9 protein-coding genes are annotated in these 13,582 nt (G+C 66.1%); 2 read left to right on the forward strand and 7 right to left on the reverse strand.

All coding sequences use genetic code 11. The features are described from left to right. Positions 1-29 precede the first annotated feature (29 nt). The 6 genes from FZ983_RS33155 to FZ983_RS34445 form a co-directional block, all read right to left on the reverse strand. Complete coding sequence (locus FZ983_RS33155) at positions 30-980, reverse strand: MBL fold metallo-hydrolase (RefSeq protein WP_149229004.1); 951 nt, start codon at positions 978-980, stop codon at positions 30-32. A gap of 41 nt (positions 981-1,021) precedes the next feature. Next, positions 1,022-1,852, reverse strand: a complete 831-nt coding sequence (locus tag FZ983_RS33160; RefSeq protein ID WP_247884081.1) for an alpha/beta hydrolase — start codon at positions 1,850-1,852, stop codon at positions 1,022-1,024. A 174-nt stretch (positions 1,853-2,026) separates the two neighbouring features. Next, a complete protein-coding gene (locus tag FZ983_RS33165) occupies positions 2,027-2,590 on the reverse strand; it encodes a cysteine hydrolase family protein (RefSeq protein WP_149229006.1) in 564 nt (187 codons plus the stop codon). A 237-nt stretch (positions 2,591-2,827) separates the two neighbouring features. Continuing rightward, on the reverse strand, positions 2,828-3,742 hold the full coding sequence (gene istA, locus FZ983_RS33170; RefSeq protein ID WP_188092615.1) for an IS21 family transposase: 915 nt from the start codon (positions 3,740-3,742) through the stop codon (positions 2,828-2,830). Between the two features lie 689 nt (positions 3,743-4,431). Then, a complete protein-coding gene (locus FZ983_RS33175) occupies positions 4,432-4,680 on the reverse strand; it encodes a hypothetical protein (RefSeq protein WP_149229008.1) in 249 nt (82 codons plus the stop codon). A 94-nt stretch (positions 4,681-4,774) separates the two neighbouring features. After that, positions 4,775-8,899, reverse strand: coding sequence for a hypothetical protein (locus FZ983_RS34445; RefSeq protein WP_188092616.1), 4,125 nt, complete (start codon positions 8,897-8,899; stop codon positions 4,775-4,777). Between the two features lie 671 nt (positions 8,900-9,570). Here FZ983_RS34445 and FZ983_RS33185 point away from each other — a divergent pair. Both FZ983_RS33185 and FZ983_RS33190 read left to right on the forward strand, forming a co-directional pair. Beyond that, the gene (locus FZ983_RS33185; protein WP_149229009.1) at positions 9,571-10,107 is read left to right on the forward strand and encodes a hypothetical protein; all 537 of its coding nucleotides are present in this window, start codon (positions 9,571-9,573) and stop codon (positions 10,105-10,107) included. A 13-nt stretch (positions 10,108-10,120) separates the two neighbouring features. Continuing rightward, complete coding sequence (locus FZ983_RS33190; protein ID WP_149229010.1) at positions 10,121-12,352, forward strand: hypothetical protein; 2,232 nt, start codon at positions 10,121-10,123, stop codon at positions 12,350-12,352. Positions 12,353-12,612: 260 nt separating this feature from the next. Here FZ983_RS33190 and FZ983_RS33195 read toward each other — a convergent pair. After that, a partial coding sequence (locus tag FZ983_RS33195; protein WP_211103034.1) for a hypothetical protein occupies positions 12,613-13,582 on the reverse strand: 970 nt, incomplete at its 5' end.

Genomic DNA, 13,582 nt, shown 5'->3' on the forward strand with positions numbered 1-13,582 from the left:
GCCGGTCTTCCGTTCACCGCCTGCGGCGGTCAGGACAGCGCGACGCAGCGATAGGCGGCGCCATGCCGTTCGGCGATTGCGAAGCCGGAGCTGGTCCAGTGATAGCCGAGCATGCGCAGCTTCTCCGCCGCCGCCCGCTCGATCAGACGGCTGCGCGTGGCGATGCCCTGCTCCTGGTCGGTGTCGAAGCCGAAGCGCCAGCGCGGATGTTCGAAGGACGCGACGACGTTCGTGATGGCGTCGCCGGTGATCAGCAGGCCGTCGTCGCCGGCCAGTTCCAGGGAAATATGGCCCGGTGTGTGGCCCGGTGTAGCGAGAACACGGATGCCGGACACCAGCTCGTCCCCGTCACGCAGGCGGACCAGCCGCCCGGCCACGGCCCCCAGGTCGCGGCGGGCGCCCGGCACGAAACCGCTCAAGCCGGGATAACGCGCGGCCGGATCCTGTTCCACCCAGAAATCCCACTCGGCCGCTGCCACGTGATAGGCGGCGTTGGGGAAGGACAGCGTCCCGTCCGGCCGCAGGATGCCGCCCGCATGGTCGGGATGGGCGTGGGTCAGCACGACATGGGTGACGGCGTCGGGAGCGATGCCGGCGGCCAGCAGATTGTCCCGCAGCCGTCCGGCCGTGGCCTGGAACTTGTCCCCCGATCCGGTGTCGACGAGGATCAGCGCCTCGCCGGTCCGGATCAGGGGGATGTTGACGGGAATGTCGGCCATTCCCTGCCGTCCGCCCAGCCGCCGGATGATGTCGGCCCTCTCGGCCGTCGTGGCATCCGGCGCTATGACGGTATCGGGCAGGGTGATGAAGCCGTCGCTGAAGACGTCGATCTGGAATCTGCCGTGTCCGAACCGTCGCGGCGGGGCGGCCATGGCCTGCCCGGCGATCGTCGTGCCGGCCGCGGCCAGTGCGGCGGCCCCGGCAAGGAAAGACCGCCGCGGGACGGTGAACGGTACGGGTCGCTGGACCCGATGGACCATGGCTGCCTCCGCCGGTTCATGATGGATGGGCGCCGGGTGGATCAATCCCGGATGAAGGCCAGCAGGTCGGCGTTGATCACGTCCGCGCGCGTGGTGGCCATGCCGTGATCGAAGCCCTCGTAAATCTTCAAGCTGCCATGTTTCAGCAGCTTGATGCCGAGGATCGCCGAGTCCGCGATGGGCACGATCTGGTCATCGTCGCCGTGCATCAGGAACACGGGCACGTCGATCGTCTTCAGATCCTCCGTGAAGTCGGTCTCGGAGAAGGCCTTGATGCAGTCGTACTGGGCCTTGATCCCTCCCATCATTCCCTGGCGCCACCAGTTGTCGATCACGCCCTGCGACACCGCTGCGCCGGGCCGGTTGAAGCCGTAGAAGGGGCCGGCCGGAACGTCGCGATAGAATTGCGCACGGTTCGCGGCCACCTGGGCGCGGAAGCCGTCGAACACGTCGAGCGGAAGACCGCCGGGGTTCCGGTCGGACTTCACCATCACCGGCGGCACGGCGCCGATCAGCACGGCCTTCTTCACACGTCCGGGCTCCGCCCGCGCCACATAGCGGGCGACCTCGCCTCCGCCCGTGGAGTGGCCGACATGGATCGCCCCCTTCAACTCCAGCGCGGCGGCCAACGCCTTCACGTCCTCGGCATAGGTGTCCATTTCGTTGCCGGTGGCCGTCTGGGTGGAGCGGCCGTGGCCGCGCCGGTCATGCGCGACGACCCGGTAGCCCTTCGACAGGAAGAACAGCATCTGGCTGTCCCAGTCGTCAGCCGACAGAGGCCAGCCGTGATGGAAGACGATGGCCTGCGCCTCGCGCGGTCCCCAGTCCTTGTAGAAGATCTCGGCGCCGTCCTTGGTCTTGATCGTACCCATGATGTGGTCTCCTGCGTGAGAGGTCCCGGCGATGGCCGGTCCGATGGGGGGGAGGGCCGCCGCGACGAGACCGGCGGCGGTCAGGATGGCGCCGCCCGCCAGGACGTCGCGGCGGGTGGCGCCGCAGGTGGCGCAAGTCAGGATGCATTTCATGATGCGGACTCCTGCGGGCGCTCAGGCTGCGACGGCAGCCTTGCCGAGAAACTCGTCCGTGGACGGCAGCGTGGCGTAAGCGAAGCCGAGAGCCGCCATGAAGGCGGCGTGGACGTGGGCCGCCGGAACGGTGATGCCATCGAAAGCTAGGTCGCGTGACGCGCAGGCATCGTGGACGACCGTCGCCTTGTATCCGAAATCGACCGCGGCGCGGGTGCAGGCGTCCACGCACATGTGGCTCATGGCGCCGCAGATGACGACCTCGTCCACACCCCAGCCGTCCAGCAGGACCTTCAATTCGGTGTCGCGGAAGGAATTGATCTGGTGCTTCAGCACCACCGGCTCCCCCGGCCGGCTGGCGACGACCGGATGAATCTCCGCTCCTTTGGAGCCGGGAACGAAGAACGGCGCCTCGGTCGTGGCAAACTCATGCCGAATGTGCACGACCGGCTCCTTCTCTGCACGGAAAGCGGCAATTAGCCGGACGGCGTTGGCGGCGGCAGCTTCGACGCCGCTCAAGCTCCATTTCCCACCAGGGAAGTAGTCGTTCTGCAGATCGATGACGACAAGGGCACGCTTGGCCATTTCCCAATCCTCCAGGCTAGTGGCGTAAATGCCTGGGACGATCATGACTCGGCAGCGGCGGTCAGCCCTGTTAAGCGTTGTAAATGGAGGTAGAATGTTGCAACGAGAGCTGGCGTGTTGCATGGATGATGGCGGTGTCGGAGGTCGGGCTCCCGTCGCCGTTTCGGTTACCCACTGGCCACACAAGGCCAATTCCGCCCGCTGCCATCATATCCCGCAGTCGAGCTGTGCGAACAGCTACTGCCGGCTCAGCCCGAGGCGGCGCTGGGGCCGCGTGTTGAGATCCTCCGGCGCGCGGCCGATCGCGCCGTTGGCGTCGGCCAGCGAGAAGAACGGCACGTTGCGCAGCCGGCCGAGGATAAAGTATTGGGCGACGCGCACGCCGGCCTCGACCTTGGCCTTGTCGCGTGGCCGGCGCGGGCGGGCCGGCAGAATGCCGACGCCGTAGGCCTGGGCCATGTGGGCGTAGGTGCGGTTGAGCTCCGGGTCGTAGAAGGACACCTTGAGGACGCCGCTCTTCAGGTTGTCCGGCACGATCAGGCGCGGGCAGCCCTGAAACGCTTCTAGCATGCGGACATGCGCACCAATCCAGTCGGGCAGGGTCTGCGTCCAGGTCGCCTCGGCGTAGGTGCAGTTGGAGGCGCCCAACACGGCGATGAAGAGCTGGGCGGGGCGTATGGCGCCGGTAACCGGATCGCGGATGGGCAGCGTCTTGCCGGAGTGATCGACGAAGACCTTGCCGCCGGCCAGGTGGGTTTGCCGCATGCTGGGGGCGAGGCGCGTCTCGAACGCCCGGTACAGCTCGCAGAAGCGGCTGTAGGCGTAACCCTCGGGCTGGGTGGCGCGGTACTCCTCCCACAGGATCATGAGCGTGGCGCCCGGCCGCCTGAGCTCACGGTGCATGGCCACCCAGTTGGGTTCCGGGCGCCGCCGCGTACCGGGGCGAATGTTCGGGCGGGCGAACAGCCGCTCCTCCAGATCAGCGTCGCTGAGGTAGAGGGGCAGCGGCCAGGACAGGCCGGCGGCGCGGGCGCGCTCCAGGTACTCCGCCGCGGTGCTGCGCGCGACACCGAGGTGGGCTGCGATCTGACGATCGCTGCTCGGCAGCAGGCTGCCGAACTTCAGACGAAACAATTCACGGACCTGCCGCATGGAAACCCTCAAGGCTGGCATCCGCTCCTCCTGTCGGTTGGATCAGGAGGCGGTGCTTGGTGGAAGCTCGCCATGCGGGGAAGACGCCATGATCGTGCCGAGGATGCCGCCGGCCACCTTCACGGTGAAAGAGTGGCCGGGTTCATCTTGGAACGGTGGCCGCTTTCAAATCGGAAGGTCGGCCGGCTTGCGATCGGAACACTGGCCGCTTTGGCGTCGGAATAGGTGGCCGCTTTCCGTTGGAATCTGCACTCTGAGGGGATCGACCACCGCCGGGCGCGCACCCTCTCGCTCAGCTTGGCGTGGAGCGCATGAACCGGAGGAGGCCGGGACGGGAGCGGCCAGTTAGAGCCGATGAGGACGCCCAGGGTGAGGCCTGCCGTCGGCCTCGCCGCCGCTCAGCCCGGGGCGGGCACCAAGGCCATGCACTGCGAAGGCATCAGCGTTCGCAGTGCATTGGCACCCCGGAATCCCTGCTGCCTCAAACATTTAGGTGGAAGACGCGTTGCATGGCGCTTCCGCATCGGCTTGATGCGTCGGTGCACTCCGTCCAAGGCACCCCGTACCCCCGTAAAAGTCACCCCGTCGGTCGCTGTCCCTCCGCACACGTGATCCCGTAACCCCGTACTTTTCACCCCGACACCCCGTCTCCGTCCAGGGTTGGTGCGGGGTTCCGGCTCTCCGGAATCTTAGAACAGAGTATTCTTGAACAGGGGAACGAAGTTCCCGCCCAGGGTGGGCGATCCGGCGGTTTCGCCACCCGGCAGGCCGTACAGGCGGTGGTTGACGCTGCCGGTCACCTCGACGGCAACGCCGCAGGCTACCAGATCCTCCAGCATCAGCCCGGCGCCGCGGACGCTGCAGCCGACCAGGACGGCCAAGCTGGCGCGAAAGCTGTCGGAATTGACATGGAAGCAGTGGAGGGCGCTCTGTCCCACGACCTTGGGAGTAAGGCTGCGGACATCGGCTTGACCGAGTAGAGGTGGCGTTGGTCGTCGGCTGGAATTTGGAGAGAGAGCCTCGCCTAATAGGTCAGGTCCGAACTGTCGGAGATGATGCGCGAGGTACCCGAAGGATCGCCTTACGCCGCCTTCGGACCTGCTGGTGCTGAAGAGTAGGGTCCGGCGGCCCTGCGTCGATCACCACCACCGACAGCAGTTCGCGCGCACTGCCCGTCAGCCGATTCACGAGCGCCGTCTTCAGGTCTCCCGCCGATGCCGGGGGCGGCGAGCCGTCACGTGGGGACGTGAGGTCAACCGTCGGGCCGAACCAGAACACAAGATACACGCCACGTCCGCCCGCCAGCGGATCGGCCGTGTAGAGCCGCTGCAACTGCCCTTCCGCCGCCGTCCACAGCGCATCGTGCATTTGCAGTTTGATCTCAACGGGTAACACGAGGGTGCCGGCGGTCACGTCGATGTCGGCGCGCTTGCTCCCGGCGTAATAGCCCTCCGGCTTCGCCACCGCGCCGTGGCGGATGAGGCGGGGCTTCAGCAGGCCGAGCAGGGCATTGCGGCAGATGTTCTCCACCTTGGGTCTGACGTGCTTCTCCACCTCGGTGTTCCAGAAGGTTTTCCAGCCGTCGCCGGAGCCGGTGCGGATTTCCCCGGCGATGTCCTCCAGATGCTGGACAACGAGCGCCTGCAAGTCCGCGGCGTTGGCCGGCGGCCCGCCGTCGAGCGCCGCCACCACCTGCGCGACGTCGGCGTGTTGGAACAAGGCTTCGCGGCGGACCCGCAGCTGCCGTGCCGCGGCATGGGCGAAGGCGTCATGCCAGGAGGGCTGCCGGGGATCGTCGCGCCAAGCGGCGAGGACGTTGGCCGCGTCTGTTGAGGGGTCGGCGGCGAGATGGTCGATGCAGGCGCGGATGAGGCGTGCGAACTCGGACGCTCCGCGAACCCGGCGCCCGTTCTCGATGCTGTACGCAGCGTCCCCGAAACGTGGGGCCAGCGACCGGATCAGCACCATGGCCTGCTGGGTGGAAAAGCTCCACCCCTCGGCGCGGCCACCCAGGGCCAACAGCAGGACAGGGGCGATGACGTCCCAGCTCATGTCCTCCCACCGGGACAGCCGGTCTTCGAAATCGGAGGCGAAGCGGTCCGGTGCGAGATGGAAGGCCAGGGCGCTCCACAGCAGGAGCCGCTCGTCGTCCGGATCGTCGCCGGCAAGGTGGTGAACGGCGAGGTCCAGCAGGGCTTCGCGGTCGCCATGCCACAAGGCGGCGTTCAGCAGGCCGTCCACCGCCCGGACTGAAGCTTTCGGAAAGTCCCGCAGTAAGGCCACCGCCATGCCGCCGGCGATGTGTCCAAGGGGCTCCCGCCCCTTCAGTCCGAACAGCCCAGGGGGACACTGCAAGCTCCGCTCAAGACAGATGCGCCAGAACGCCGCCAGGCTTCGCGAGGCCAACTCGGAACGCTCGGCCAGAATCCATTGGATCCACGGTTCGGAGTACTGATCCTCGGTCACGGAACCGCATAACGCCGCTTCCAAGGTGCGATCCGGCAGACCCAGAACGGCTTCCTTTCCCTCTGTCGCCAAAATCTCCATGCCGACCAGGAGCGGGAGCACTGCGAAGTGACGGCGATCCGTCACGGTCGTGTCGGCAAGTTCGTTCGGGCTCGGCAGATCGTCACGGAGCACAATGTTCCGGAAGCCGGCCATGATCGCAATGGCTGCCTCATCTCCGACATCTTCGGCGATGCGCGTGCGGAAGGCGTTCAGCTTTTCGCCCTCCAGCCCGGTGAGTGACCCGAACCCCGCAGCCCAGTCGAGCGTATCGAAAGCGGCTCCGCTCCGGATTTCCTCGAGATGCGGGGCCAGTTCGGCAGCGCCCTCGGCTTGATGAAGCTGCTTGGCATCGCGCAAGCGGCGGGAGAGCGCGATATGCTCGGAATGCGGCTCATGCACACGCGTCGTAAGGGCCGCGGCGAGTGCCGGTTCTAGGTCCGGCCGTTCGTCGGGAAGCGCCGACAACTCGTCGAGCGTCACCTCACAACCATCGCCGACGCGACCACCGGCCGTACGAACGGCCAAGTCGAGCAGGAACGCGGCCCCTTCCGGCCCGCTTGCCTCCCTTGCCCAGGACACCAGATCAAAGGAAAAACCAGGAGGAAGTGGCGTGTTGAGGATGCGCTCCTGAAAGCCCCAGTAACCGCGCCAGTAATTGTCGTGTGTCTCCGACAGCCACGTCCGGAACATCGCCCGAACCATGGCGGGTTCCGCGAGATGTGCTTGTAGCCGTTTGGCATCGGGTAGCCGAATGGTCTGATGCCGATCGTCCAGCCCGGCGGCAAGCCAGCGGTACAGGCGCTCCGGGGTGGCGTCTTCCGGCACTTCGCGAAGGATGCGCTCCAGAAGTCCGATCACCAGCCAGGAATGATCGAATTGCGCGCGCATGTCGTGGGGAGCCCCGCGCGAGGCCAGTGCGTCGGCCAGGGGCACCAGCTGGTCCCGTGGCGTTCGCCGGACGATGCCGTGGCGCAGGTCCGTGCTGTAGTGTCCGATATACTCCCGTACACGCCTTCCCGTCAGGTAGCCGACAAGCTGATCCGGTGTCAGCAGCCCCGGATATAGGCGCCGCAGCAGGGAGGCCCGGATGTCCTGCCGCCGATCCGCCACGGTACCGTCATGCACCGCGTCCAGTAGGGCTAGCAGATCGTCCTGACGATCCAGACAGGCGCGGGAGAACGCGTCGATCGCGTGAGAACGGAAGGCATCGCTGACACCGTCGTTGCGTGCGACGGCAAGCAGATCATCCCCGAGTTCCGGCCGCGGCGGCCCATTCTCGACGATGTCCAACACGGTTGCGAGCAGATGCGGTTTGCCCGTCTCGCAAAGTGCATCGCGGAAATCCGGCACGAGCTCTGGGCAGGACAAGCCGCCGAAGGGGGCACCCATGCCCGACCAGCCCGGCGTCCGCTCCTGCGCCCGGAACCACGGGTCCTGATCCGCCAGCGTCCGCAGATGGCGAAATGCCGAGTGCTTGGCCTCCACCCTCCAAGACGCGGCGTCGCCGTACAGGATGGCCCCCAGTGGATCGCGGCTGAGAAGGTGCTCGGCATGCTCAGGCATCAGGGCGACCAGCCAGGCATAGACGCCGCGCAGGTCGGACAGCGTACCGCCGTCCCAACCGGTGATCAGCGCCAGCACGCGGCCGAGCGGCAGGCCCGCCGCCCGCATCCGGTCGCGCAGGTGGCGGGCGGCCATGTACTCCGCGATCATGCGGTGGCGCGGCACCACCCGCCGGTCCTCGACCGGTGAGAACGGCCGCCGCCGTGCCGCCGCGGACAAGGCCGGAACATCGCCGCCAAGGGACTGGATCGCGGTGAACTCGGCATCGGCTTGGTTGGGGTGGAGCGCGAAGCCCATCAGGTTGGCGAGCAGCGCCACGACGGAAAGCCAATCGGCCGCCGCGGACAGCGCCGGGTCGGACACGGAATCGCCCACCACCTCGGCATGCTCGTCGTTCAGTTCCGTCAGCAGCTGGGCTCGGGCGCTTTCGAACAGGGCGGTGCGGGTGGCGGGCCAGCCGCCGTCACCGACATGGGCCTCCAGCAACAGGCCGAGCAGTTCGGGATTGAGCAGCCAGGGGTCCAGGTTGCGCGCCCTGGCTCCGGCGATGAAGGCCCTGGCCCCGGCGTCGTCCAACCGCGCTGCCGCGATGACGACGGCATCCTCGAACTTGAGCGGCAGCAGCTCCAGGACCACCGGCTCCCTGCCGAGCTGCGACAGCATGCGGGTATCGCTGCCGCCGTACCAGTCGGCGGTGCGACAGGACAGCCGGACCTTCGGGCTGCCGAGTTCCTCCAGCTTGCCGAGGATGTGGTCCATCACGCTGCGCCCGCCGCCGGTGCGCGCCCGGTGCTCGTCAAGACCGTCCAGGTACAGCGTGCGGCCCTGCATCGCCGATGCCGGCCGGCTCAGGAAGCGGCCGACCGGCATCACCTCCGCATCCGCCTCAACCGTCGCGGCCCGGTTGAACTCGGTGGTCTTGCCGAGCCCCGGCTCGCCCAGCAGCACGACGAGGCGGTTGTCCAGGAAGTCCGCGAACACCCCCTCGCGCGGCTGGCCGTCTTCGGATGCGGGCAGAACCTGCCGGAGGCGGCGCGTCACGAGGACAGGACATTGCGTCGGTGAACGTCGGACGAAGGTCGGCATGGAAAATGGCGATCTGATTAGCCGGAAGGGGGGAGCTATGGTCACAGTTTCGGGTGTTTGACCCGTCCCGGTCAATCCCGGCGTCGGAGCATTCCGTACGGCGCGCGGGTTCGTGAAGTCCAGCTCTCCACGGTTGCGTAATGGTCAAGGCCACGCTACTTTTCGTCCGATCATTGCCGAACTGGACGATTTCATGCTGGATACCGCAGACGTCCGCAGCCTGCATCTCCATTCCCTGGACAGTCTGCTGCCCGATCTGGTCAGCGGCCGGCTGGTTGGGTTGGACGCGGACGCTTGCTGCAGTTCTTCGGCAGGATCTTCGCTCGTAGCCCTTCTAAGCCGTTGTCCCGGCCATAGTCACGGACAAGGCAGATGAGCAAGGAGCGGTTTGTCTCGCCTCTTTTGTCTGAGGCTCGGCGCCAGCCTACCCGGCGCAACCCTCGTTGATGACCGAACGTGAGACGAGCCAACTTCAGGTCAGCAGGGTCATGGGGGCTAGTGTTGTCAGAACCGGCCGCGAGGTCTTCAGCCGGCGGAGCCATCATACACGTGGCAAAGCCCAGCTTTCGCTTCATTCCCTGAACTTTTTGTGCGATCTTCAAGGTGCGCGTGGGTCGAAAGCCTGGGCGCAGCGGCGGGAGCCGCGATGATCCTCGGCAAGGAGCAAGCCCATGACGACCAGTTTCTATTCCCATATTTTTTCGTGCCTTTACGACGAGCCCGCACCGATTGGCCGGCTCGGGCGCGGGGTCCACCATTCGGTGTTCCGCTCGGTGCAGTGGCGCGACATCGGTGGCGCCCCCCTGGAGAAAGGCCGCATCCACGACTTCGCGATCATCTGGGATGAGGATCACGACACGCGCGTGATACGCATAGCCGAACGGCTGCACTTGGCCGGGCTCCTCTGGCCGATCGTGTTCATCGGCGAGCGCAAGGGCGTATTGACGATCCTCTTCGCCGCCATGGCGGGGCCGCTGCGGGACCGGGACAACGATCACCTCGCGCAGATCCAGGCAATCTCCGAGGATGCCGGCGACGACAGCTGGACCTGCCACACGGGCTGGTTTCGCCGCGCCGAGGTATTGGAGGAGGGCACGCCCTATACGGGCGGAGGCATCATCGACGATGAAGACTGGCGGGTGGTGAACTACCTAAACGGCATCGATGCGCTCTGGGAGCTCGGCGAAAAAGGCGGAGCGGCCGCATAGGCGAAACAGGGGGATGACCTTCGATCTGACCAAATTGGGCTGGAAGGCGTTTCAGGATCTCGCCGCGGCGGTCGCGGCCGAGATCCTGAAACGCCCGGTGCAAACCTTCTTGGGGTCGAATGATGGGGGCCGGGACGGAGCGTTTCTTGGGACATGGACTGGGGATGACGGTCAGCCGGTCAAGTCGACGCTCCAGTGCAAGTTCATGGGGAAGCCCGGCGCCAACCTGACGCTGGCCAACCTGAAGAACGAACTGCCGAAGGCGGAGCAACTCGCCAAGGACGGGCTCGCCGAGGATTATGTGATCCTCACCAACGCTGGCGTCTCGGGTGAGGCGGACAAGGAGATTTGCGCCGCGTTCGAGGCGGTGGGCGTGAAGCGATGCTTGGTCTTCGGCGGCTCGTGGATCGAGCAGCAACTCGAGGAGAGCGTGCGCCTGCGTATGTTGGTACCCCGGATCTACGGGATCGGCGACCTTTCCCACATCATCACCGACCATGCCTACAAGCAGGCCAAGGCCATCCTCGACAATATGGGATCCGATCTCAGCTGCTTCGTGCCGACCGACGCCTATCGGGACGCGGTCAAGGCGCTCCAAGAGCATCGCTTCGTCATCCTGCTTGGTGATCCGGCCTCTGGCAAATCGACAATCGCGGCGATCCTGGCGCTGGGCGCGCTCGACGATGGCTGCATCGGCGCCGTAAAGATCAACGCGCCCGATCAGCTGCACTTCTGGCATCCCGGCGAAAAGCAGTTGCTGTGGGTCGACGACGCCTTCGGGCCCAATCACTTCGACGTCGACCGAATGAGCCGGTGGAATGCCGAACTCGGCACGCTGCGCGCGGCGATTGAGGGCGGCGCCCGCATCATTTTTACGTCCCGCAACTATATTTGGAAGGCGGCCCGGCCTCACCTCAAGCTGAGCGCGTTCCCCTTGTTCAAGGAGAGTCAAGTCGTCGTAAATGTCCAAGAGCTGAGCGGGAATGAACGCGCGCAGATGCTCTACAACCATGTCCGCCGGGTCCATCCCCAGGCGATGCGCCAGCGGCTAAAGCCGTTTCTGCCCGCTGTCGCCGCCAACAAGGCATTTCTGCCCGAAACCGCACGGCGGCTCGGTGATCCGCTGTTCATCAGCAAGCTGAAGCTCAGCGCGGGGCGGTTGAAGGAGCTTGTCGAGCAGCCGGTCGAGTTCCTGACCGAGGTACTCGAACAGCTTGATGCGCCGTCGCTCGGCGCCGTCGCGCTGATTTTCCTCAACTCGGAAAGCGGCGTGCCATCGCCGATCGGGCAGCACCCGGCGCTCGACATGGTCACGCGGCTATTGGGCGTACAGCCGGCCGCCGTCGCCAAGGCGATCGAGCATTTGAATGACAGCCTCACGCGGCGCTTTGCCGCTGAAGACGGTGATCGCTGGGTGTTTCGGCATCCGACCGTGACCGATGCGTTCGCCGAGATCGTCGCCCGCTCCCCTGAGCTGATCGAGCTCTATGTGCATGGCGCCAAGGTCGATAGGCTTGTCCGCGAAGTCGTATGCGCACCGTTGACAACTCAGCACGCCCATGTCCGCGTCCCGGCCTCGCTGTTTCCGGTACTGTTAGGGCGGTTTCAGGATCGTTCGCTCGACGAGAGTTTCAAGTCGTTCCTCGGCGCCCGCGCGGGTAGCAGCTTTCTCGGCAAGATCGTCGCTGCGCGGCCAGACGTTCTCGAATGGGCCGCAACGACGAACACCGACGACCTGTCGCCGGGCAGCCTGTTGCTCCTGGCGGCCCTCAACTCTTACGGCTTCTTGCCCGAAGCGGCCCGAAAGCGGATTGTCGAACATATGGACGATAACGCGATCACTTACATGCAGAGCAAGGTGTTTGCGAACAACATCTATCGCCAGATCTTCACCGATGAGGAGTTTAACGACCTCGCCACGCGCTTCCGCGAAGAATGGCTGAATGATATCGAGAACCTGCTGAACGAGCTGCGCTACCGCTTCTCCTCGGACAACGAACTTAGCCTCTATGAGGAATTCAAAGACAGTATGGAAAAGGCTGAGCCATTCTTCTTCCCGGATGGGCGTCCGGAGCCGCTCGACACCTTCTATCTCGAAATTAGCGCCCATATCAGCACGCTTGAGAAGGATGCGCCCTCTTCAGAACCTTCTTCTTGGTCAGCTCAGGTGACAACGGCGGCGAGCATCTCCGCAACGTCGGTTGCTGAGGATAGCAGCACGATCTTCGATGACGTCGATGATTAAGGTCAGCGCGTAGAAGCTGTGGCAGCATGGCTTGAACAGCGGCTTCTGGTGCCGAGGCTATGCGCGGGCAAAGAAAGAGATTGGGCGGAATGCCGACCGATCGGTTCGCGATGAGTTCCCCGGTTTTTCAATATCATCGGATCAGTCGCGTCCATTGCGACCTTCGTAGCGATCCTCCCAGCGGCGGCAAGAGATGATCGTCTATGGCCATCCCGCCGCTTCGATCCAACTGGCGCGTGGCCTGATGGAATCCTCCCGCGCTACCGCTTCTTCAGAATTGCCTGGATGCGCTCGACGACCCGGTTGGTGTCGGCGAGCAAGGCGTCCAGCGCGGCGTAGTCGACCTCCAGGCGGTCAAGGCGGGCGGGCACCGCTGGTGCGGGCGGGGGCTCTTCCACCATCGCCAGCGGCTCCGGCACGACGAGCTTCGGCGGCCGTCCCCGCCGCTGTCCGTAGCGGCGCGGCCCGGCGGTCTCGCCGCGGATACCGTCAGTGCCGGGCAGGCCGTACAGGCGGTGGCTGCCGCGGCTGGTCACCTCCACGGCGACCCCGCAGGCCACCAATTCCTCCAGCATCAGCCCGGCGCCGCGGACGCTGCAGCCGAGCAGGCTGGCCAGCCGGGCCGGTCCGAGCAACGGCGTGGCGGCGAGCAGATCGACGGCGGCCGGTAGGCGGCTGTTCGAGCGGCGCGGCCCAATGCCGGCGCGGGCAGCGCGCCAGGCGTGCTCGAGCCGGCGCAGGATGGTGAGGCCATCCTCGGCCTCGCGCTCCAGACTGCGGGCGAAGGCCAGCACCCAGCCGTCCGGGTCCAGCGGGCTGTCCGGGTGCAGGGTGTTGGCGCCGGCGAGGATGGGCAGTAGTCTGCGGGTCACGCCGGTGGCCTGCAGCGCCGCCGGCAGGGCGGCGCGCACCGCGCCGCGCGGGCGGTTGGCGGCGATCCACGCCCGCATCGCCCGGGCGAGCGCCGGCAGGCGGGCCCCGGGGACGGCCTGCGTCAACGCCCACAGCGCGTCCTCGGCGAGGCGCCGGTGCTCGGGGGCGTCGGTGGTCTCGTCGAGCTCGCGCGCCGGGCGGGGATCGCCGGCGGCGAGCATCAGGCCGTAGAGACGGAGGGCGTGACTCAGCGCATTGAGGTCGGCGCCGCGTTCGTGCTGGTGTCGCTTTCTCCTGAGAATTTTCACGCGGCTTGACCAAGATCGTATCGACGGATCAAGGGCTTCTATGCAAAGC

The sequence above is a fragment of the Azospirillum sp. B21 genome (assembly GCF_008364825.1).
GTDB lineage: Bacteria > Pseudomonadota > Alphaproteobacteria > Azospirillales > Azospirillaceae > Azospirillum.

Bases quoted from the DNA above. Each gene is read 5' to 3' on its own strand.
- FZ983_RS33155 (WP_149229004.1), bottom strand. From the start codon at position 980: ATGGTCCATCGGGTCCAGCGACCCGTACCGTTCACCGTCCCGCGGCGG.
- FZ983_RS33160 (WP_247884081.1), bottom strand. From the start codon at position 1,852: ATGGGTACGATCAAGACCAAGGACGGCGCCGAGATCTTCTACAAGGAC.
- FZ983_RS33165 (WP_149229006.1), bottom strand. From the start codon at position 2,590: ATGGCCAAGCGTGCCCTTGTCGTCATCGATCTGCAGAACGACTACTTC.
- istA (WP_188092615.1), bottom strand. From the start codon at position 3,742: ATGCGGCAGGTCCGTGAATTGTTTCGTCTGAAGTTCGGCAGCCTGCTG.
- FZ983_RS34445 (WP_188092616.1), bottom strand. From the start codon at position 8,899: ATGCCGACCTTCGTCCGACGTTCACCGACGCAATGTCCTGTCCTCGTG.
- FZ983_RS33185 (WP_149229009.1), top strand. From the start codon at position 9,571: ATGACGACCAGTTTCTATTCCCATATTTTTTCGTGCCTTTACGACGAG.
- FZ983_RS33190 (WP_149229010.1), top strand. From the start codon at position 10,121: ATGACCTTCGATCTGACCAAATTGGGCTGGAAGGCGTTTCAGGATCTC.